Genomic DNA, 19,586 nt, shown 5'->3' with positions numbered 1-19,586 from the left:
CTTGGCGAGCCGACACGTTACCATACCGCATCCATTTTTCGACTTCCGGCAGAGGGCCGCACCGCCCTGCGGCCATGCCCCTGCCGGCCCAGCCCGAGCCGCCCCGCCATGCCCCTGCTGCCCTGGAACCAGATCGACACCGTCCTGCTCGACATGGATGGCACCCTGCTCGACCTGCACTTCGACAACCAGTTCTGGCTGCACCACCTGCCGCAGCGCTACGCCGACAAGCACGCCATCGGCCTCGACGCCGCGCTGGCCGAGCTGCTGCCGCTGTTCCAGCGCCATGCCGGCCAGCTGACCTGGTACTGCCTGGATTTCTGGAGCCGCGAGCTGGACCTGCCGGTGCGCGCACTGAAGGAAGAGATCGCCCACCTGATCGCCCTGCGCCCGGATGCCGACCGCTTCCTCGCCGCCCTGCGCGCGGCCGGCAAGCGCGTGGCGCTGATCACCAACGCGCACCGCGATTCGCTGTCGCTGAAGATGGAGCGGATCGAACTGGCGCCGTTCTTCGACCGCCTGATCAGCTCCCACGACTACGGCTTCGCCAAGGAGGACCAGCAGTTCTGGTTCGCCCTGCAGCAGGACTTCGGCTTCGATCCGGCACGCAGCCTGTTCATCGACGACAGCCTGCCGATCCTGCGCAGCGCCCGCCAGTACGGCATCGCCCACCTGCTCGGCGTGCGCCAGCCGGACAGCCGCGGCGAGCTCAAGGACACCGAGGAGTTCGCCGCCGTGGATTGCTATCTGGCGCTCTGCACAGGGCTGCAGGGGCCGAACCAGAGCGATAAGACCGGGGCATAACCGGCAAAGTTCCGGATAAATACCGGCAACGTGCAGAATTTTGCAAAACGCTGCCGACTGTCGGAACAGGCCTTGCCAAAGCCGGCCCGGCTGCGCAGGATCGGCGCCGTCATCCCTATTGAGTGATCGTGTCGATGAAGAAATACTCCTCCATGCTCCTGTTGTCCCTGACCCTGGCCGGCGGTTCCGCATGGGCCGACGGCGACGGCCGCACCGCGGTCGGCGGCGCACTCGGCGGGGTACTCGGCTCGGTGGTCGGCCAGGCGGTCGGCGGCGGCACCGGCTCCACCATCGGTGCCGGCCTCGGCGGCGCGGCCGGCGGCGCGGTCAGCGCCAACCGCGGCAGCAAGACCGAAGCGGCCATCGGCGGCGGCCTCGGCGCGGCCGGCGGCAACGCGGTCGGCCGTACCCTCGGCGGCACCACCGGCGGCCTGGTCGGTGCCGGCCTTGGCGGCGCGGTCGGCGGCGCGCTGGGCAACAACATCGGCGACCGCAACACCCGCGAGGAGCGCTACAGCGACCGCCGCGGCTATTATCGCGACGGCTATCGCCACGACCACGGCTACCGCGACCACGGCCGTGGCCACGGCCGCAAGCACAAGCATCGCCGTCACTGGGACGACTGATCCAGTCCCGCGCAGCGGCAGCGCGCCATCCTCCCCGCACGGGATGGCGCGGCGCCGATGCGGCGCACGCGAGCGTGCTTTCCTGCTGGTAAAGCCCCAGCCGCTTGGGGACACTAGGGCACTCCTCCCTGCAGAGCGCCCTTGCCCATGAGCGAATCGTCCCATACCCCCTCGCCCTTCGCCGACGCGCCCCTGTCCGCCGTCGAGATCCGCGCCCTCGGCTGCCTGATCGAAAAGCAGGCCACCACCCCGGAAAGCTACCCGCTGACCCTCAACGCCCTGCAACTGGCCTGCAACCAGAAGACCAGTCGCGAACCGCTGCTGAACCTGCAGCCCGGCGAAATCGCCCAGGCCCTGCGCAGCCTGGAACAGCGTGGCCTGACCAGGCTGGTGATGGGCAGCCGCGCCGATCGCTGGGAACAGCGCGGCGACAAGCAGCTGGAGCTGGTGCACGCCCAACTGATCCTGCTCGCCCTGCTCATGCTGCGTGGCCCGCAGACCCTGGGCGAGCTGCTCGCCCGCAGCGCCCGCCTGCACGCCTTCGACGACCAGGAGGAAGTCCGCCACCACCTCGAACGCCTGGCGGCACGCGAGCTGGTCTGCCAGCTGCCGCGGCAGAGCGGACAGCGCGAGGAGCGCTATGCCCACCAGCTGGGCGACCCTGCCGAGCTGGAGAGCCTGCTCGCCGCCCGCGCCCAAGAGTCCGCCCTGGCCTCCGCCGCGCCGAACGCCCAGGAAGAGCGCCTCGCCGCCCTGGAGGCGCGTCTCGCCGAACTGGAAGCCCGCCTCGCCCGCCTGGAGGGCACCGGCGACTGACATCGCCACGGCAGGCTCGGCGGGAGAAAGTCGCGGCGCGTGTTTTCTCCCCGGCCATTCAGCAGAAACGAAAAAGCCGCCCGAAGGCGGCTTTTTCATGCAGGTTTGCGGCCGATTACAGCTGCGGACCGGCACTGCGGATGGCGTCGGACACTTCGAACTTCTTGAAGTTGTCGATGAACAGCGCGGCCAGGGCGCGGGCTGCCTGGTCGTACTCGCTCTTGTCGGCCCAGGTGTTGCGCGGGTTGAGCAGCTGGGTATCGACACCGGCGACGGCCTTCGGCACGTCCAGGTTGATGATCGGCAGGTGCTCGGTCTCGGCACCGACCAGCGCGCCACTCTGGATCGCGGCGATCACCGCACGGGTGGTCGGGATGTTGAAGCGCTTGCCGACGCCGTAGCCGCCACCGGTCCAGCCGGTGTTGACCAGGTAGACCTTGGAGCCGAAGCCCTTGATGCGCTTGATCAGCAGCTCGGCGTACTCGCCGGCCGGACGCGGGAAGAACGGCGCGCCGAAGCAGGTGGAGAAGGTCGACTTGATGCCGGTGCCGCTGCCCATCTCAGTGGAACCGACCAAGGCGGTGTAGCCGGACAGGAAGTGGTAGGCAGCCTGCTCGTTGTTGAGGATCGACACCGGCGGCAGCACGCCGGTCAGGTCGCAGGTCAGGAAGATCACCGCGTTCGGCTCGCCGCCGAGGTTCTTCTCGGAACGCTTCTCGACGTGCTCCAGCGGGTAGGCGGCGCGGCTGTTCTGGGTCAGGCTGGCGTCGGCGTAGTCCGGCTTGCGGGTGCGCTCGTCGAGCACCACGTTCTCCAGCACGGCACCGAACTGGATGGCCTTCCAGATCACCGGCTCGTTCTTCTCGGACAGGTCGATGCACTTGGCGTAGCAGCCGCCCTCGATGTTGAACACCACGCCCTCGCCCCAGCCGTGCTCGTCGTCACCGATCAGGTAGCGGCTCGGGTCGGCGGACAGGGTGGTCTTGCCGGTGCCGGACAGGCCGAAGAACAGGGTGACGTCGCCTTCTTCGCCGATGTTGGCGGCGCAGTGCATCGGCAGCACGTCGGCTTCCGGCAGCAGGAAGTTCTGCACGGAGAACATGGCCTTCTTCATCTCGCCGGCGTAGCGCATGCCGGCGATCAGCACCTTCTTCTGGGCGAAGTTGAGGATCACGCAGCCGTCGGAGTTGGTGCCGTCACGCTCCGGCTCGCAGACGAAGGACGGCACGTTGAGGATGCGCCACTCGCCCTTGCCGGCCGGGTTGAAGGTTTCCGGGTTGATGAACAGGCAGCGGCCGAACAGGTTGTGCCAGGCGGTCTCGGTGCTCATCTTCACCGGCAGGTAGTGCTCGGCGGCGGAACCAACATGCACGTGGGAGACGAAGTGACTGCGCTCGCCCAGGTAGGCTTCGACGCGGTCCCACAGGGCATCGAACTTGTCGGCCGGGAACGGACGGTTGATCTTGCCCCAGGCGATCTTCGCCTCGGTGCTCTGCTCCTGGACGATGTAGCGGTCCATCGGCGAGCGGCCGGTACGATGACCAGTGCGGACAACCAGCGAGCCGTTGACGGCGAGTTCGCCTTCGCCACGGCGGATGGCCTGCTCGATCAGTTCGGCAGTGCTGATGTCGGTGTACACGGCAGTGTTGGCTTGCGTCATGTGGTCCCCGTCGGCCTGAGGCCGAGTCCTCCAAACGTTTGTGTAGCGGTTTTTATAGGCGCGCTACAGCGAAAAAATTGCGCGCGATTATGCCAGAAAAGTCGGGTTTTGGGTAAAAAACACTCAGTGCCGGGTCGGCGACGGCTCGCTGCTGCCGCCACCGGCGAACAGCTGGGCGATGTCGGCGGCGTCGAACTGGTAGCGCTGGTTGCAGAACTGGCAGTCGATCTGCACCGCGCCGCCCTGCTCCGCCACCAGCTGCGCCGCATCGGCCTCGCCCAGGCTGACCAGGGCATTGGCCGAGCGCTCGCGCGAGCAGCTGCAGCCGAAGCGTAGCGGCTGGGGATCGAACAGGCGCACCTCTTCCTGATGATAGAGGCGATACAGCAGGGTCTCGTTGTCGAGGCCGAGCAGCTCCTCGGCGGTCAGGGTGTCGGCCAGGGTGACCAGGTGTTCCCAGCTGGCCGCGCGCTCGTCGCCATCGGTCAGGCGGTTGGCCGGCAGCTGCTGGAGCAGCAGGCCGCGGGCGCGGCGGCCGTCGGCGTTCAGCCAGAAGCGGCTGGGCAGCTGCTGGGACAGGGCGAAGTAGCTGGACAGGCAGTCGGCCAGGGTCTCGCCATCCAGGCTGACGATGCCCTGGTAGCGCTTGCCGACCTTCGGATCGACGGTCATGGTCAGCAGGCCGTCGGGCATCAGCTCGCGCAGGCTGTGCGCCTCGCCCAGCGCCTCGGCGTCGTAGCGGGCGATGCCGCGGATCTCGCGCTCGCTGGAGCATTCGACCATCAGCAGCGGCAGCGGGCCGGAGGAGCGCGCCTGCAGCACCAGCAGGCCGTCGTACTTGAGGATGTCGCTGAGCAGGGTCACCGCGGCGAGCATCTCGCCGAGCAACTGGGCCACCGGCTCGGGATAGGCGTGCTTGGCCAGCACCTCGCCGTAACTGTGTTCGAGGTCGACCAGTTCGCCGCGCACATCGGTGTCGTCGAACAGGAAGCGTTGGGAAAAATCAGACATGCCAGGCCCGCAGGGTTTGCTCGTGAATGGCGATTTTAGGCGCAAACGGCCTACACCACCAAGGGGCGTCCGTCTATCGCCGCTTCGGGTGAAATCTATCGGCCGCCGGCAGTCACTGGCCGTCGCGGAACTGGTGGATCTGCCGGCGCTGCTTCTTGCTCGGTCGACCGTCGCTCTGCACGCCCAGTGCGCCGGCCTTGCGCAGCGCGGCGGCCTGCTCGCGGCGGGCGATGCTGTCGGCGGTTTCCTCGTACAGCTGCTGCGCCTCGGGCGCACCGCGGCGGACCATGGCCAGCGCGCGGATGATCACCGTGCGCTCGTCGAAACCGCTGCGGATCAGCAGCTCGTCGCCCACCCTGGGTTCCTTGGCCGGCTTGCAGCGCTCGCCGCGGCAATGCACCTTGCCGCCCTCGATGGCGGCCTTGGCCAGCGCGCGGGTCTTGAAGAAACGCGCCGCCCACAGCCACTTGTCCAGGCGCACCTTGTCGTCGTCTTTCTCGCTCATGCTCTCTCTCGCGTCACTGCTGGCTCTCATGCCTCTGCCGGCCGACCTGCACGGTGCGGCAGCCGCCCCGCCACTGTCGACTCCGTCACAGAACATGACGGCGCGCCGGGTGTTGACCATAATGGCATGACCCAGGCGCGCATCGACCTGGTCGAGGCAGAACAACGAGGAAGTTCCAGATGACCAAGGTCTGCGAGTGCCTGCGGGAAACCAGGCGACTGCCCCTCCGCTGCGCAACCGCCATCCGAACCGGGCGCCTGCTGGGCCGCTTGCTGGCGGCACTCTGCCTCCTCGCCTGGCTGGCGCCGGCGACGGCCAGCCCGCTCGTCGAGCTGAGCGAGTCGGAGCGCGCCTACCTGCAGGCCCACCCGTCGATTCCGCTGTGCGTCGATCCCGACTGGTGGCCGTTCGAGCTGATCGACGAGTCCGGCCGGCACATCGGCATGGCGGCCGACCTCATCGCCCTGGTCGGCCAGCGCACCGGCGTCAACCTGCAGCTGCATCCCACGCGCACCTGGGAGGAGAGCCTCAACGCCGCCCAGGCCAGCGCCTGCATGGCGCTGAGCTTCCTCAACAGCACGCCCGATCGCGACCAGTGGCTGATCTTCAGCGAACCGCTGCTGGTCGATCCCAACGTGCTGATCACCCGCGAGGAGCACCCCTTCATCAGCGACCTGGCGGCACTCGAGGGCAAGAGCATCGCGTTGCCGCGCGGCACCGCGATGCTCGAACGCATCACCCGCGACTTTCCCAACCTGAGGATCGTCCTCACCGACTCGGAGCGCGAAGCCCTGGCGCTGGTGTCGGAACGCAAGGTCGACATGACCCTGCGCTCGCTGATCGTCGCGGCCGTCACCATCAAGCAGGAAGGCTGGTTCAACCTGAAGATTTCCGGGCAGATCCCCGGCTACGACAACCAGCTGCGCATGGGCGTGCTCAAGTCCGAGACCATGCTCAGGGACATCCTCGACAAGGGCATCGCCACCCTCACCCCGCTCGAGCGCCGGCAGATCGTCGACCGCCACGTGTCGATGCAGGTGGTGACCGACGTGGTCACCGACTACAGCCTGGCGATCTGGCTGGGCCTGGTGCTCGCCGCCATCCTGGCGACCAGCCTGGTGTGGATGGCCCGCCTCGGGAAGCTGAACCGCCAGCTGAAGAGCCTGGCCGAGACCGACCAGCTCACCGACCTGCCCAACCGCCATGCCATCGATTCGTCATTTGCCCTGGATATCATCCGCGCCCAACGCTACGACCGGCCGCTGTCGGTGATCCTGCTCGACATCGATCACTTCAAGGCCGTCAACGACGAGCTCGGCCATCTGGTGGGCGACAAGGTGCTGGTGGAGTTTGCCCGCCTGCTCAAGAGCGGCCTGCGCAGCGTGGACACCGTGTGCCGCTGGGGCGGCGAGGAGTTCCTGGTGATCTGCCACGAGACCGACCTTGGCCAGGCCGTGCAGCTGGCCGAGCGCATCCTCGAGCAGATCCGCACGCATGCCTTCCCCTGCTCCAGGCCGCTCACCAGCAGCGCCGGGCTGGCGACGGTGCTGCGCGGCGACTCGGTGGCGACGCTGATGCAGCGCGCCGACGAGTCGCTGTACGATGCCAAGCACCGGGGGCGTGACCGGGTAGGCGTCAAGCAGGCCGAAGAGGCCTTTGCCGACTGAGCGACTGCGCCTGATCCGGGAGTGCCCACCCATGCCGTCCATCGCCACCGGAAACTGAGCCGCCGTGAAGACCTTCGACCATCTGGCCGTGATCGGCCTGCGCGAGTGGATCGCCCTGCCCGGGCTGGGCCTGGCCGGCCTGCGCGCCAAGATCGACACCGGCGCCGGCACCTCGACCCTGCATGCCAGCGACATCGAGCCCTTCGAGCGCGACGGCCAGCCCTGGGTACGCTTCACCGCGCATCTGGGCAGCCTGGTGCAGAGTCGCCAGCGCCAGCGCGAGGCGCCGCTGGTCAGCCTGAAGACCATCCGCAGCTCCACCGGCCACACCCAGACCCGTTACGTGATTCGCACCGATCTGGTGCTCGGCGACCGCCATTGGCCTGTAGAATTCACCCTCGCCTGCCGCAAGACCATGCGCTATCGCGTGCTGCTCGGCGCCAAGGCGCTGATCGCCGGCCAACTGGTGGTCAACCCCGCGCTCACTTACGTCCAGGGCAAGCCGTTGCTGCCGCTGCCCACTACCCCCTCAGGTGTCCGATGAAAATCGCTGTGCTGTCGCGCAACCCGCGCCTGTATTCCACCCGCCGCCTGGTCGAAGCCGGCCAGCAGCGCGGGCATGAAATGCTGGTGATCGACACCCTGCGTGCCTACATGAACATCGCCAGCCACAAGCCGCAGATCCACTACCGCGGCCAGTCGCTGGAGGGCTTCGACGCGGTGATCCCGCGCATCGGCGCCTCGGTGACCTTCTACGGCTGCGCGGTGCTGCGCCAGTTCGAGATGATGGGCGTGTTCCCGCTCAACGAGTCGGTGGCGATCAGCCGCTCGCGTGACAAGCTGCGCTCGCTGCAGCTGCTGTCGCGCAAGGGCATCGGCCTGCCAGTGACCGGCTTCGCCCACTCGCCGGACGACATCCCCGACCTGATCCGCATGGTCAGCGGCGCGCCGCTGGTGATCAAGGTGCTGGAAGGCACCCAAGGCATCGGCGTGGTGCTGTGCGAGACGGAGAAGGCCGCCGAGTCGGTGATCGAGGCGTTCATGGGCCTCAAGCAGAACATCATGGTCCAGGAGTACATCAAGGAAGCCGGCGGCGCCGACATCCGCTGCTTCGTGGTCGGCAACAAGGTGATCGCGGCGATGAAGCGCCAGGCCAAGCCCGGCGAGTTCCGCTCCAACCTGCACCGCGGCGGCACCGCCAGCCTGATCAAGATCACCCCCGAGGAGCGCATGACCGCGATCCGCGCCGCCAAGGTGATGGGCCTGGGCGTCGCCGGCGTCGACATCCTGCGCTCCAACCACGGCCCACTGGTGATGGAGGTCAACTCCTCGCCGGGCCTGGAGGGCATCGAGACCACCACCGGTCAGGACGTGGCGGCGATCATCATCCAGCACATCGAGGAGCACGCCCGCCCCAACCAGACGCGCACCAAGGGACGGGGGTGAGCCGCCTGCCTCCCCTCTCCCGGTTCCGAGAGAAGGGCCGGGGGTGAGGGCTGCCGGGTTCGACCGCTCCACCCTCACCCCAACCCTCTCCCGCCAGCGGGAGAGGGGGCGATTTGCTGTCGGCCGAAACGTCGCGATTCACCTCCCCGGCTAATCCCTCAGACCGCATCCCGCGGCAACAGCAGGCCCAGCGGCAGGCACACTCGCGCCTCCACCCCGCCGCCGGAGCGGTTGCGCAGCTCGACGCTGCCGCCGTGCTGGGCGGCGATGCGCTTGACGATGGCCAGGCCAAGGCCGGTGCCCTTGCTGCTGCGGGCGCGGTCGCCGCGGATGAACGGGTTGAAGATGCTCTCCAGCTCGGCCGGGTCGATGCCCGGGCCGCGGTCCAGCACGCTGAGCACCACGTAGGGCGCCGCCGCGCCGCCGGACAGGCTGGCGCACACCTCCACGCCGCTGCCGCCGTGACGCAGGGCGTTCTCCATCAGATTGGCCAGCAGTCGCTTGATCGACACCCGGCGCAGCGGCATGGCCGGCAGCGGCTCCAGGCACAGGCGCACCTGCTCGGCGTTCTGGTTGAGCGGCGCGGCCACCTCGCGGATCAGCTCGTTGAGGTCGAGCTCCTCCAGCGGCTCGTCGCGGCCGTCGCGGATGAAGGCAAGGAACTGGTCGAGGATGGCGTCCATGTCCTCGATGTCGCGGACCATGTCCTCGGTCAGCTCGTTGTCGGCGGGCAGCAGCTCCAGCGACAGGCGCAGGCGGGTCAGCGGCGTGCGCAGGTCGTGGGACACCCCGGCGAGCATCAGCTCGCGCTCGCGGGCGGCCTGCTCGACGTCCGCGGACATCTGGTTGAAGGCGCGGTACAGCTCGGTCATCTCGCTGGGCGTATCGCCGACCGGCAGGCGCACGCTGCGCCCGCGGCCGATCTGCCGGGCGGCGAACACCAGGCGCTTAAGCGGCAGGCTGAGCTGGCGCACCAGCAGCCAGGCCGCCGCGGTGGACAGCAGGCCGATGGCGAGGAACCAGCCGAGCACGCTCCAGATGCGCTGGCCCTTGAGCGGATAGGGGTACAGCGGCACTTCGACCCAGTCCGGGCCCAGCGCCGGCGCCAGCACCCACAGCTTGGGAGAGCGCTGGGCGCGCATGCGCAGCTGGGCGTCCTCGCCCAGCTCCAGACGCATCTGCTCCTGCAGCACCTCGGTGTACGGCCAGTGGTACTCGCCGGCCGGTACCTCGTCCTGCCTGAGCTGGCGCAGTCCGGCCGCTTCGGCGATGGCCGCGCGCGACGATTCGTCGGCGGCCCAGTAGGCGCGCACGGTCAGCGCGGTGCCGTGGCTGTACTGGCGGTCGACCAGCATGTCCTGGTTCATCAGCAGGTAGACCAGGGTCAGCGCCTTGGAGAACAGCACGACGATCAGCACCAGCCAGAGGATGCGCGCGAACACGCTCTGCGGGAACCAGACCGGGGTTCTCACTTGCGCGCGCTGCCGTCCGGCACGAACACGTAGCCGACGCCCCACACCGTCTGGATGTAGCGCGGCTTGGAGGGATCGGGCTCGATCAGCCGGCGCAGGCGGGAGATCTGCACGTCGATCGAGCGCTCCAGGGCGTCCCACTCGCGGCCGCGCGCCAGGCTCATCAGCTTGTCGCGGGTCAGCGGCTCGCGGGCGTGCTGGACCAGCGCCTTGAGCACGGCGAACTCGCCGGTGGTGAGCATGTGCACCTCGCCGCCACGACTCAGCTCGCGGGTGCCGAGGTTGAGCTGATAGTCGCCGAAGCTCACCGTCTCCTCCTCGCTGCCCGGCGCGCCCGGCACCAGCGGCGTCTGGCGGCGCAGCACGGCGCGGATGCGCGCCAGCAGCTCGCGCGGGTTGAACGGCTTGGCCAGGTAGTCGTCGGCGCCCTGCTCGAGGCCCTGGATGCGGCTGGCCTCGTCGCCCTTGGCGGTGAGCATGATGATCGGCATGCGGTTGCCCTGCTCGCGCAGGCGGTGGCAGGCGGACAGGCCATCCTCGCCCGGCAGCATCAGGTCGAGCACCACCAGGTTGAACAGCTCGCGGCTCAGCAGGCGGTCCATCTGCTCGACGTTCTCCACCGTCTTGACGCGATAGCCCTGCTCGTCGAGGAAGCGCTCGAGCAGGCGGCGCAGACGCACGTCGTCGTCGACGATGAGGATTTTTTCGCCTTCCGGCTGGCTGCTGGCGGTGCTGTTCATCGGGAGTCCTCGAAAATATCGGCCGATTATGGCGCAGCCGCGGCAGCGCCATGCACAGCCATTGTTAGCAGATTTTTCCCCCGACCCGCCCGGCGCCTCGCCAGAAACGGGCCGCTGGGTATAATCCGGCCCTTTGCGGCCTCCCGGCCACCTTCCCCCGCACCAGCAGGAAGTCATATGGACAGCATCAACGCCCGCATCGCCGAGGAACTCGGCGTCCGCCCGCAACAGGTCGCCGCCGCCGTGGCGCTGCTCGACGAAGGCTCGACCGTGCCCTTCATCGCCCGCTATCGCAAAGAAGTGACCGGCAGCCTCGACGACACCCAGCTGCGCACCCTGGAAGAGCGCCTGCGCTACCTGCGCGAGCTGGACGAGCGGCGCGCCTCGATCCTCGCCAGCATCGAGGAGCAGGGCAAGCTGACCGCCGAGCTGGCCCGCGAGATCCAGCTGGCCGACACCAAGACGCGCCTGGAAGACCTCTACCTGCCGTACAAGCAGAAGCGCCGCACCAAGGGCCAGATCGCCCTGGAAGCCGGCCTCGGCGAGCTGGCCGACGCGCTGTTCGCCGACCCGGCGCTGGATCCGGAGCGCGAGGCGGCGCGCTTCGTCGACGCCGACAAGGGCTTCGCCGACGTCAAGGCGGTGCTCGACGGCGCCAAGTACATCCTCATGGAGCGCTTCGCCGAGGACGCCGACCTGCTGGCCCGCCTGCGCGGCTTCCTCAAGGACAACGCTACCCTCAGCGCCCGCCTGGTCGCCGGCAAGGAGCAGGAAGGCGCCAAGTTCAGCGACTACTTCGAGCACGACGAGCTGCTCAAGGGCGTGCCGTCGCACCGCGCGCTGGCGATCTTCCGCGGCCGCAACGAGGGCATCCTCAGCGCCAGCCTCAAGGTCGGCGAAGAGCTGCCGGGGAGCATGCATCCGTGCGAAGGCATGATCGCCGAGCGCTTCGGCGTGGAGCAGCGCGGCCGCGCCGCCGACAAGTGGCTGGCCGAGGTGGTGCGCTGGACCTGGAAGGTCAAGCTGTACACCCATCTGGAAACCGACCTGCTCGGCGAGCTGCGCGAGGCCGCCGAGAGCGAGGCGATCAACGTGTTCGCCCGCAACCTGCACGACCTGCTGCTCTCCGCGCCGGCCGGCCCGCGCTGCACCCTGGGCCTCGACCCCGGCCTGCGCACCGGCTGCAAGGTCGCCGTGGTGGATGCCACCGGCAAGCTGCTGGATACCGCCACCGTCTACCCGCACGCGCCGCGCAACGACTGGGACGGCACCCTCGCCGTGCTCGCCCGCCTGTGCGCCAAGCACCAGGTCGAGCTGATCGCCATCGGCAACGGCACCGCCAGCCGCGAGAGCGACAAGCTGGCCGCCGACCTGATCAAGCAGGTGCCGGGGCTCAAGCTGACCAAGGTCATGGTCTCCGAGGCCGGCGCTTCGGTGTATTCGGCCTCCGAGCTGGCCGCCAGGGAATTCCCCGATCTGGACGTGTCGATCCGCGGCGCGGTGTCGATCGCCCGCCGCCTGCAGGACCCGCTGGCCGAGCTGGTGAAGATCGAGCCCAAGGCCATCGGCGTCGGTCAGTACCAGCACGACGTCTCGCAGCTCAAGCTGGCGCGCTCGCTGGACGCGGTGGTCGAGGACTGCGTGAACGCCGTCGGCGTCGACGTCAACACCGCCTCCGCCGCCCTGCTGGCGCGCATCTCCGGCCTCAACGCCACCCTGGCGCAGAACATCGTGCAGTTCCGTGACGCCAACGGCGCCTTCGCCTCGCGCGCCGCGCTGAAGAAGGTGCCGCGCCTGGGCGACAAGACCTTCGAACTGGCCGCCGGCTTCCTGCGCGTGATGAACGGCGACAACCCGCTGGACGCCTCGGCGGTGCACCCGGAGACCTACCCGCTGGTCAAGCGCATCGCCGCCGATACCGGCCGCGACATCCGCTCGCTGATCGGCGATTCGGGCTTCCTCAAGCGCCTCGACCCGGCCAAGTTCACCGACGAGAGCTTCGGCCTGCCCACCGTCACCGACATCCTCAAGGAACTCGACAAGCCCGGCCGCGACCCGCGCCCGGAGTTCAAGACCGCCGAATTCCAGGAGGGCGTCGAGAGCCTCAAGGACCTGGTGCCGGGCATGGTGCTCGAGGGCGTGGTGACCAACGTGACCAACTTCGGCGCCTTCGTCGACATCGGCGTGCACCAGGACGGTCTGGTGCACATCAGCGCGCTGTCGGAGAAGTTCGTCAAGGATCCCTACGAGGTGGTCAAGGCCGGCGACATCGTCAAGGTCAAGGTCATGGAGGTGGACATCCCGCGCAACCGCGTCGGCCTGTCGATGCGCATGTCCGACACCCCCGGCGAGAAGGTAGACGGCGCACGCAGTGGCCCGCGTGGCGGCAACAATCGCGGCAACGCGCCGCGCAGCGAGCGCCACTCCAGCCAGGACAAGCCGGCGCCGAGCAACCCGGGCATGGCCGCGCTGTTCGCCAACGCCAAGCAGATCAAGAAGCGCTGAGATGACCGACGTCCGCGAAGTGACCTGCAGCGCCTACAGCCACCTGCTCGGCTGCGAGCCCGTGCGCATCGACGACGGCGAGGCCGAGGTGCGCCTGCCGCTCAAGGCCGAGCTGCGCAACCGCGCCGGCAAGCTGCACGGCGGGGCGATCTTCAGCCTGGTCGACATCGCCATGGGCCTGGCCTGCTCCAGCGCCCACGGCTTCGAGCGCAAGAGCGTCACCGTCGAGTGCAAGATCAACTACATGCGCGCCATCGACGACGGCGAGGTGCTCTGCCTGGCGAAGGTGATCCACCACGGCAGCCGCACCCTGGTGGTGGACGCCGAGGTGCGCCAGGGCGACGCCCTGGTGGCGCGCGCCCAGGGCACCTTCATGCTGGTCTAAGCTGCCGGAAGAGCGCCGGTAGCCGTAGGGTAGCTGCGCAGGGTGGACAACTCGCGCCAGCGATTGTCCACCCCAGCTGGCACGCCGCATCGGTAGAAGATCGCGGCGCGAGTCTTCTACCCTGCGACCACATCGGCAAGGCGACACGCTCCCGCCCCTTGAGACTGCCGTCCGTCGCCCCCATAGTGCGCACACAATGCCAACAGGAATCCGACTTTTGAGCGACCTACTTTCCCGCCGCCTGGCCCTGCTCGACAGTGCCGAACAGCGCGACCTGCTGCGCCACTGCCGCCACGGCCTGGAGAAGGAAAGCCTGCGTGTCGACCCCGCCGGCCACCTCGCGCTGACCCCGCACCCGCAGGCCTTGGGCTCGGCGCTGACCCATGCGCAGATCACCACCGACTATTCCGAGGCGCTGCTGGAGTTCATCACCGACGCCTGGGAAGACCCGGCGCACAGCCTCGACGAGCTGGACGCCATCCACCGCTTCGCCTACGCCCAGCTGGGCGAGGAGCAGCTGTGGACCCACTCGATGCCGTGCAAGCTGCCGGACGAGGCGACCATCCCGATCGCCGCATACGGCAGCAGCCATATCGGCCGGATCAAGCACGTCTACCGCAAGGGTCTGGCGGTGCGCTACGGCAAGGCCATGCAGTGCATCGCCGGCATCCACTACAACTTCTCCCTGCCCGAGATGCTGTGGCCGCTGCTGCAGCAGGCCGAAGGCGACAGCCGCCCGGCGCAGGACTGGCAGTCGGAGCGCTACGTCGCTCTGATCCGCAACTTCCGCCGCTACAGCTGGCTGCTGATGTACCTGTTCGGTGCCTCGCCGGCGGTGTGCGCCAGCTTCCTCAAGGATCGCGAACACAACCTGGAAAGCCTCGGCGCGGGCACCCTGTACCTGCCGTGGGCGACCAGCCTGCGGATGAGCGACCTGGGCTACCAGAACAACGCCCAGGCCAGCCTGCGCCCCTGCTACAACGACCTCGACAGCTACCTGGCCAGCCTGCGCCAGGCGGTGTCGACGCCCTACCCGCCCTACCAGGCCATCGGCCTGCACGACCAGGACGGCGAGTGGCAGCAGCTCAACACCAACGTGCTGCAGATCGAGAACGAGTTCTACTCGAGCATCCGCCCCAAGCGGGTGGCCAACTCCGGCGAACGGCCGATCCAGGCCCTCGGCGCGCGCGGCGTGCAGTACGTCGAAGTGCGCTGCCTGGACATCGACCCCTTCCTGCCGCTGGGCATCGACCTGGTCGCCGCACGCTTCCTCGACGCCTTCCTGCTCTACTGCGCCCTGGAAGACAGCCCGAACATGGCCGGCGACGAGTGCCGCGAGTGCACCAGCAACTTCGCCCTGACCGTCAAGCAAGGCCGCAAGCCGGGCCTCGTCCTGCAGCAGCACGGCGAAGCGCGCGAGCTGACCGCCTGGGGCCTGCAGCTGCTGGAGCGCATCCAGGCCTGCGCGGCCCTGCTCGATTCCGCCCACGGCAGCGACCTGCACCAGCTGGCCCTCAGCGCCCAGCGCGCCAAGCTGGAGGACCCCAGCCTGACCCCGTCGGCACGGGTGCTGCGCAGCCTGCGCGAGGACAACCTCAGCTTCTTCGCCTTCGCCCAGCGCCAGTCCGAACGCCACGCCGCCTGGTTCCGCAGCCGGCCGCTGGACGCCGAGAGCCTGACCGCCTTCGAGCAGTCCGCCCGCGACTCGCTGGCCGCCCAGGCCAAGCTGGAAGCCGAGCAGCAAGGCAGCTTCGAGGAGTTCGTGACGCGCTACATGGCGGCGATCGAGCCGGGCGAGTAACACCGCGCACGGCAGCCCGCGCGATCGCCCCGAGGGCGGGCCTCCCAGCGGAGCGCCCGCCCTTTTTGCTTCAGGCCAGTGGCTTCTCGAACACCTTCGACTGGCGCTGGAAGTTGTACAGCGAGGCGCGCGCCGCCGGCAGACGCTCGACGCTGCTGGGCTTGAAGCCACGCTCCTGGAACCAGTGGGCGGTGCGGGTGGTGAGCACGAACAGGGTCTTGATGCCCTGGGCGCGGGCGCGCTGCTCGATGCGGGCGAGCAGATCGTCGCCGCGGCCGCCCTGGCGGTATTCGGGGTGCACGGCCAGGCAGGCCAGCTCGCCCCAGTCGGAGTCCGGTACCGGGTAGAGCGCGGCGCAGGCGATGATCAGGCCCTCGCGCTCGACGATGCTGAACTGGCCGATCTCGCGCTCGAGCACCTCGCGCGAGCGGCGGACCAGGATGCCCTGCTCCTCCAGCGGGCGGATCAGCTCGAGCAGGCCGCCGACGTCGTTGATGTCGGCCTCGCGCAGCTGCTCGAACTGCTCCTGGGCGACCAGGGTGCCGGCGCCCTCGCGGGTGAACAGTTCGTTGAGCAGCGCGCCGTCCTGGCCGTAGCTGACGATATGGCTGCGCCGCACGCCGCCGCGGCAGGCCTGGGCGGCGGCGTCGAGCAGCTCGCCCTGGTAGTCGCCACCGAGGCGCGCCAGATGCGCCGGCACCTGCTGCGGGCGCAGCTCGCGCACCAGCTGGCCGGCCTCGTCGAGCACGCCGCGCTCGGCGCCGAACAGGATCAGCTTGTCGGCCTGCAGCTCGATGGCCGTGCTCTGCGCCACGTCCTCGCAGGCCAGGTTGAAGATCTCCCCGGTAGGCGAGTAGCCGACCGACGACAGCAGGACGATGCGCCGCTCGTCGAGCAGGCGCTCGATGCCCTTGCGGTCGATGCGCCGCACTTCGCCGGTGTGCTGGTAGTCGACGCCGTCGACCACGCCGATCGGCCGCGCGGTGACCAGGTTGCCGCCGACCACGCGCAGGCGGGCGCCCTGCATCGGCGAGGCGGCCATGTCCATCGACAGGCGCGCCTCTATCCCCAGGCGCAGGCCGCCGACCGCCTCGACCACGCACTCCAGGGTCGGCCCGTCGGTGACCCGCAGGCCGTGGTGGAAGCGCGGCTGCAGGCCGCGGGCGGCCAGGCGCGCCTCGATCTGCGGACGCGAGCCGTGGACCAGCACCAGGCGCACGCCGAGGCTGTGCAGCAGCACCAGGTCGTGGACGATGTTGCCGAAGTTGGCATGCTCGACACCGTCGCCCGGCAGCATGACCACGAAGGTGCGGTCGCGGTGGGCGTTGATGTAGGGCGAGGCGTGGCGGAGCCAGTTGACGTAGTCGTGCATGGATGTGGCCTATGGGGTGTTCGTCTTTGAGATGCCCGGGCAGCGCTGGACAGTCACGTTTGGCGGGGCAGGCGGGCGCGCTGAGAGCCTCCGTGCCCCCTCTCCCGCTGGCGGGAGAGGGCCGCGGTGAGGGTGGTGCTGCCATTTCCCCTCACCCCCGGCCCCTCTCCCATGAAGTGGGAGAGGGGTGAACAGCGCTCACGCACTCGTCGCGCCTGCCAGCCCGCTCCTACGGAATCGGTTGGGCATCGAGGCAATAGTGCCCGATCAGCCCGCGCAGCAGCTCGACGCACGGCTCGATGCGGGAAAGATCGAGGTACTCGTCCGGCTGGTGGGCGCAGGCGATGTCGCCGGGGCCGAGGACGATGGTCTCGCAGCCGAGCTGCTGCAGGTAGGGCGCCTCGGTGCCGAAGGCCACCGCCTCGGCGGCCTGGCCGGTGAGACGCTCGGCCAGGCGCACCAGCTCGCTGTCGGCGGCCTGCTCGAACGGCGGCACGCCGGGAAACAGCGGACCGTAGTCGATGCGCACGCCGCGCTGCTCGGCCAGCGGCTGCAGTTTGCCGCGGATCGCCGCGCGCAGCTGCTCGGGGTCCATGCCCGGCAGCGGGCGCAGGTCGAACTCCAGGGCACACTGGCCGCAGATGCGGTTGGGGTTGTCGCCGCCGTGGATGCAGCCGAGATTGAGGGTCGGCTGCGGCACGTTGAACAGCGGGTTGTTGAACTCCTTTTGCCACTGGCCGCGCAGGCTCAGCAGCTCGCCGATCGCCGCATGCATGGCTTCCAGCGCGCTGCGCCCCAGACTCGGGTCGGAGGAATGGCCGCTCTGCCCGTGGATGTCGATGCGCTCCATCATCACGCCCTTGTGCAGACGGATCGGCTTGAGCCCGGTCGGCTCGCCGATCACCGCGGCGCGGCCGAGCGGGCGGCCGGCGGCGGCCAGGGCGCGGGCGCCGCTCATCGAGCTTTCCTCGTCGCAGGTGGCGAGGATCAGGAGCGGCTGGCGGAACGGCCGCTCGAGCAGCGGCTTGACCGCCTCGATGATCAGCGGGAAGAAGCCCTTCATGTCGCAGCTGCCCAGGCCGTACCAACGGTCGTCGGCCTCGCGCAGGGTCAGCGGATCGCTCCGCCACAGCGCGGCATCGAAGGGCACGGTGTCGCTGTGCCCGGCCAGCACCAGGCCGCCGGGGCCGCTGCCGTAGCTGGCCAGCAGGTTGGCCTTGCCGGGGGCGAGGTCCTGGATCTCGCAGGCGAAGCCGAGGTCGCTCAGCCAGCTCGCCAGACGCTCGATCAGCGGCCGGTTGGGCAGGTCGAGGGAGGCCTGGGTGCAACTCACCGACGGCAGGGCGATCAGTTCGGCGAACTGCTGCTTGAGACTGGGAAGGGGCATGGCGGCACTCCGGAAACAGTGCCTTGCATGATAGGCCGGGAGGCCCGAGGGGGAAACCGCCGCGACCGTCCGCAGGGACGATCGCGGCGGCCGGGTCAGACGAAGATCGCCTGAAGGATGGTGAAGAAGATGATCGACAGGATCGCACCGGCCGGCAGGGTGATGATCCACGACATGAAGATCTTGCCGACCACGCCGAGGTTCAGCGCGCCGATGCCGCGGGCGATGCCGATGCCGAGCACCGCGCCGACCAGGGTGTGGGTGGTCGATACCGGCAGGCCGATGGCCGAGGCACCGACCACGGTGGAGGCGGTGGCCAGCTCGGCGGCGAAGCCGCGGCTCGGGGTCAGCTCGGTGATTTCCTTGCCGATGGTGGCGATCACCTTGTAACCGTAGGTGGCCAGACCGACCACGATGCCGATGGCGCCGAGCAGCAGCACCCAGCCCGGCACCGCCGACTTGGCGGCGATCTCCGCCGCGCCGCCGGACTGGATCACGCCGACGATACCGGCCAGCGGACCGACCGCGTTGGCCACGTCGTTGGCGCCGTGGGCGAAGGCCATCGAGCAGGCGGTGAACACCATCAGCACGGCGAAGACCTTCTCCACGCTGGCGTAATGGAAACCCTTGTCCGCCTCGGCGTCGACCTGGATGCGGCTGAGCAGGGCGATACCGAACAGCATCACCAGCACGCCGATGCCCAGCGCCAGGAGGATGCCCTGGTTGCCGGAGAGGTGCAGACCGACGTGCTTGAGGCCCTTGGTCACAGTCATCAGCGCGACCATGAAGCCGGTGAGGAACATGTACAGCGGCACGTAGCGCTTGGCGTTGCGGAACGGCTCATCGGTGTCGATGATCAGCTTCTGCACGCTGACGAACAGGCCGAAGGCGACCACGCCGGAGAGCAGCGGGGTCACCACCCAGCTGGCGACGATCGGGCCGATGGCGTCCCAGTGCACCGCATCCACCGACACGCCGACCGCGGCGAAGCCGATCACCGCACCGACGATGGAGTGGGTGGTGGACACCGGCCAGCCCTTGACGGTGGCGATCAGCAGCCAGGAGCCGGCAGCCAGCAGCGCCGACATCATGCCCAACACCATCAGGTCGGGGGAAATGACATTGGCATCGACGATGCCGTTCTTGATGGTCTCGGTCACCTCGCCACCGGCCAGGTAGGCGCCGCAGAACTCGAAGACCATGGCGATCAGGATCGCCTGTTTGATGGTCAGCGCACGCGAGCCGACCGAGGTGCCCATGGCGTTGGCCACGTCGTTGGCGCCGACGCCCCAGGCCATGAAGAAACCGAAGGCGCAGGCGAGCACCAGGAGTACGAAACCGTAATCCGCGATAAGAGACATAAGAAGTTCTCGTTGATCCTAGACAGGA

17 protein-coding genes are annotated in these 19,586 nt (G+C 68.8%); 9 read left to right on the top strand and 8 right to left on the bottom strand.

The window, feature by feature from the left end; all coding sequences use genetic code 11:
• The first annotated feature begins 108 nt into the window (after positions 1–108).
• The 3 genes from yrfG to BM297_RS07770 all read left to right on the top strand — a co-directional run bounded on the left by yrfG (position 109) and on the right by BM297_RS07770 (position 2,246).
• Positions 109–804, top strand: a complete 696-nt coding sequence (gene yrfG / locus BM297_RS07780; RefSeq protein WP_092429954.1) for a GMP/IMP nucleotidase — start codon at positions 109–111, stop codon at positions 802–804.
• Positions 805–956: 152 nt separating this feature from the next.
• On the top strand, positions 957–1,430 hold the full coding sequence (locus tag BM297_RS07775; RefSeq protein WP_245768228.1) for a hypothetical protein: 474 nt from the start codon (positions 957–959) through the stop codon (positions 1,428–1,430).
• A gap of 147 nt (positions 1,431–1,577) precedes the next feature.
• The gene (locus BM297_RS07770; protein ID WP_092429950.1) at positions 1,578–2,246 is read left to right on the top strand and encodes a YceH family protein; all 669 of its coding nucleotides are present in this window, start codon (positions 1,578–1,580) and stop codon (positions 2,244–2,246) included.
• A gap of 115 nt (positions 2,247–2,361) precedes the next feature.
• On the opposite strand, the gene BM297_RS07765 is transcribed toward BM297_RS07770, so the two are convergent.
• The 3 genes from BM297_RS07765 to BM297_RS07755 all read right to left on the bottom strand — a co-directional run bounded on the left by BM297_RS07765 (position 2,362) and on the right by BM297_RS07755 (position 5,422).
• Positions 2,362–3,906 carry a phosphoenolpyruvate carboxykinase gene (locus BM297_RS07765; protein WP_092429948.1) on the bottom strand — a complete coding sequence of 515 codons (1,545 nt, stop codon included), beginning with the start codon at positions 3,904–3,906 and terminating at the stop codon, positions 2,362–2,364.
• 123 nt (positions 3,907–4,029) lie between these two features.
• Positions 4,030–4,917, bottom strand: coding sequence for an Hsp33 family molecular chaperone HslO (gene hslO, locus BM297_RS07760; protein ID WP_092429946.1), 888 nt, complete (start codon positions 4,915–4,917; stop codon positions 4,030–4,032).
• A gap of 112 nt (positions 4,918–5,029) precedes the next feature.
• Positions 5,030–5,422, bottom strand: a complete 393-nt coding sequence (locus BM297_RS07755) for an RNA-binding S4 domain-containing protein (protein ID WP_092429944.1) — start codon at positions 5,420–5,422, stop codon at positions 5,030–5,032.
• Between the two features lie 179 nt (positions 5,423–5,601).
• On the opposite strand from BM297_RS07755, the gene BM297_RS07750 reads away from it, so the two are divergent.
• The 3 genes from BM297_RS07750 to rimK all read left to right on the top strand — a co-directional run bounded on the left by BM297_RS07750 (position 5,602) and on the right by rimK (position 8,535).
• A complete protein-coding gene (locus tag BM297_RS07750; protein ID WP_092429942.1) occupies positions 5,602–7,089 on the top strand; it encodes a diguanylate cyclase in 1,488 nt (495 codons plus the stop codon).
• Between the two features lie 64 nt (positions 7,090–7,153).
• Complete coding sequence (gene rimB, locus BM297_RS07745; RefSeq protein WP_092429940.1) at positions 7,154–7,633, top strand: retropepsin-like aspartic endopeptidase RimB; 480 nt, start codon at positions 7,154–7,156, stop codon at positions 7,631–7,633.
• Positions 7,630–8,535: a 30S ribosomal protein S6--L-glutamate ligase gene (gene rimK / locus BM297_RS07740; RefSeq protein WP_092429938.1), complete on the top strand. Its 906-nt coding sequence runs from the start codon at positions 7,630–7,632 to the stop codon at positions 8,533–8,535. The genes rimB and rimK overlap by 4 nt, the downstream gene beginning before the upstream one ends.
• A 158-nt stretch (positions 8,536–8,693) precedes the next feature.
• On the opposite strand, the gene BM297_RS07735 is transcribed toward rimK, so the two are convergent.
• Together BM297_RS07735 and ompR are read right to left on the bottom strand one after the other, a co-directional pair.
• On the bottom strand, positions 8,694–10,007 hold the full coding sequence (locus BM297_RS07735; RefSeq protein ID WP_092429936.1) for an ATP-binding protein: 1,314 nt from the start codon (positions 10,005–10,007) through the stop codon (positions 8,694–8,696).
• Positions 10,004–10,747: an osmolarity response regulator transcription factor OmpR gene (gene ompR / locus BM297_RS07730; RefSeq protein WP_092429934.1), complete on the bottom strand. Its 744-nt coding sequence runs from the start codon at positions 10,745–10,747 to the stop codon at positions 10,004–10,006. Before ompR ends, BM297_RS07735 begins: the two co-directional genes overlap by 4 nt.
• Before the next feature lie 177 nt (positions 10,748–10,924).
• On the opposite strand from ompR, the gene BM297_RS07725 reads away from it, so the two are divergent.
• From BM297_RS07725 to gshA, 3 genes are all read left to right on the top strand, one after another.
• Positions 10,925–13,252 (top strand): Tex family protein, encoded by a 2,328-nt coding sequence (locus BM297_RS07725; RefSeq protein ID WP_092429932.1) that lies wholly within the window; start codon positions 10,925–10,927, stop codon positions 13,250–13,252.
• 1 nt (position 13,253) lies between these two features.
• A complete protein-coding gene (locus tag BM297_RS07720; protein WP_092429930.1) occupies positions 13,254–13,637 on the top strand; it encodes a PaaI family thioesterase in 384 nt (127 codons plus the stop codon).
• Between the two features lie 217 nt (positions 13,638–13,854).
• Entirely contained in the window at positions 13,855–15,438 is a 1,584-nt protein-coding gene (gshA, locus tag BM297_RS07715) for a glutamate--cysteine ligase (RefSeq protein WP_092429928.1), read from the top strand.
• A gap of 70 nt (positions 15,439–15,508) precedes the next feature.
• Here the strand turns inward: gshA and argA are convergent, their stop codons facing one another.
• The 3 genes from argA to BM297_RS07700 form a co-directional block, all read right to left on the bottom strand.
• Positions 15,509–16,810, bottom strand: coding sequence for an amino-acid N-acetyltransferase (argA, locus tag BM297_RS07710; RefSeq protein WP_092429926.1), 1,302 nt, complete (start codon positions 16,808–16,810; stop codon positions 15,509–15,511).
• Between the two features lie 229 nt (positions 16,811–17,039).
• Positions 17,040–18,197, bottom strand: coding sequence for an acetylornithine deacetylase (gene argE, locus BM297_RS07705; RefSeq protein WP_092429924.1), 1,158 nt, complete (start codon positions 18,195–18,197; stop codon positions 17,040–17,042).
• 95 nt (positions 18,198–18,292) lie between these two features.
• Complete coding sequence (locus BM297_RS07700; protein WP_092429922.1) at positions 18,293–19,558, bottom strand: inorganic phosphate transporter; 1,266 nt, start codon at positions 19,556–19,558, stop codon at positions 18,293–18,295.
• Positions 19,559–19,586 lie beyond the last annotated feature (28 nt).

It is taken from the genome of Geopseudomonas sagittaria, assembly GCF_900115715.1.
Classification (GTDB): Bacteria; Pseudomonadota; Gammaproteobacteria; order Pseudomonadales; family Pseudomonadaceae; genus Geopseudomonas; species Geopseudomonas sagittaria.
Note: the sequence above shows the minus strand (reverse complement) of the source record. Positions and strands in the feature narration are given on the sequence as shown.

Bases quoted from the DNA above. Each gene is read 5' to 3' on its own strand.
- yrfG (WP_092429954.1), top strand. From the start codon at position 109: ATGCCCCTGCTGCCCTGGAACCAGATCGACACCGTCCTGCTCGACATG.
- BM297_RS07775 (WP_245768228.1), top strand. From the start codon at position 957: ATGCTCCTGTTGTCCCTGACCCTGGCCGGCGGTTCCGCATGGGCCGAC.
- BM297_RS07770 (WP_092429950.1), top strand. From the start codon at position 1,578: ATGAGCGAATCGTCCCATACCCCCTCGCCCTTCGCCGACGCGCCCCTG.
- BM297_RS07765 (WP_092429948.1), bottom strand. From the start codon at position 3,906: ATGACGCAAGCCAACACTGCCGTGTACACCGACATCAGCACTGCCGAA.
- hslO (WP_092429946.1), bottom strand. From the start codon at position 4,917: ATGTCTGATTTTTCCCAACGCTTCCTGTTCGACGACACCGATGTGCGC.
- BM297_RS07755 (WP_092429944.1), bottom strand. From the start codon at position 5,422: ATGAGCGAGAAAGACGACGACAAGGTGCGCCTGGACAAGTGGCTGTGG.
- BM297_RS07750 (WP_092429942.1), top strand. From the start codon at position 5,602: ATGACCAAGGTCTGCGAGTGCCTGCGGGAAACCAGGCGACTGCCCCTC.
- rimK (WP_092429938.1), top strand. From the start codon at position 7,630: ATGAAAATCGCTGTGCTGTCGCGCAACCCGCGCCTGTATTCCACCCGC.
- ompR (WP_092429934.1), bottom strand. From the start codon at position 10,747: ATGAACAGCACCGCCAGCAGCCAGCCGGAAGGCGAAAAAATCCTCATC.
- BM297_RS07725 (WP_092429932.1), top strand. From the start codon at position 10,925: ATGGACAGCATCAACGCCCGCATCGCCGAGGAACTCGGCGTCCGCCCG.
- BM297_RS07720 (WP_092429930.1), top strand. From the start codon at position 13,254: ATGACCGACGTCCGCGAAGTGACCTGCAGCGCCTACAGCCACCTGCTC.
- argA (WP_092429926.1), bottom strand. From the start codon at position 16,810: ATGCACGACTACGTCAACTGGCTCCGCCACGCCTCGCCCTACATCAAC.
- argE (WP_092429924.1), bottom strand. From the start codon at position 18,197: ATGCCCCTTCCCAGTCTCAAGCAGCAGTTCGCCGAACTGATCGCCCTG.
- BM297_RS07700 (WP_092429922.1), bottom strand. From the start codon at position 19,558: ATGTCTCTTATCGCGGATTACGGTTTCGTACTCCTGGTGCTCGCCTGC.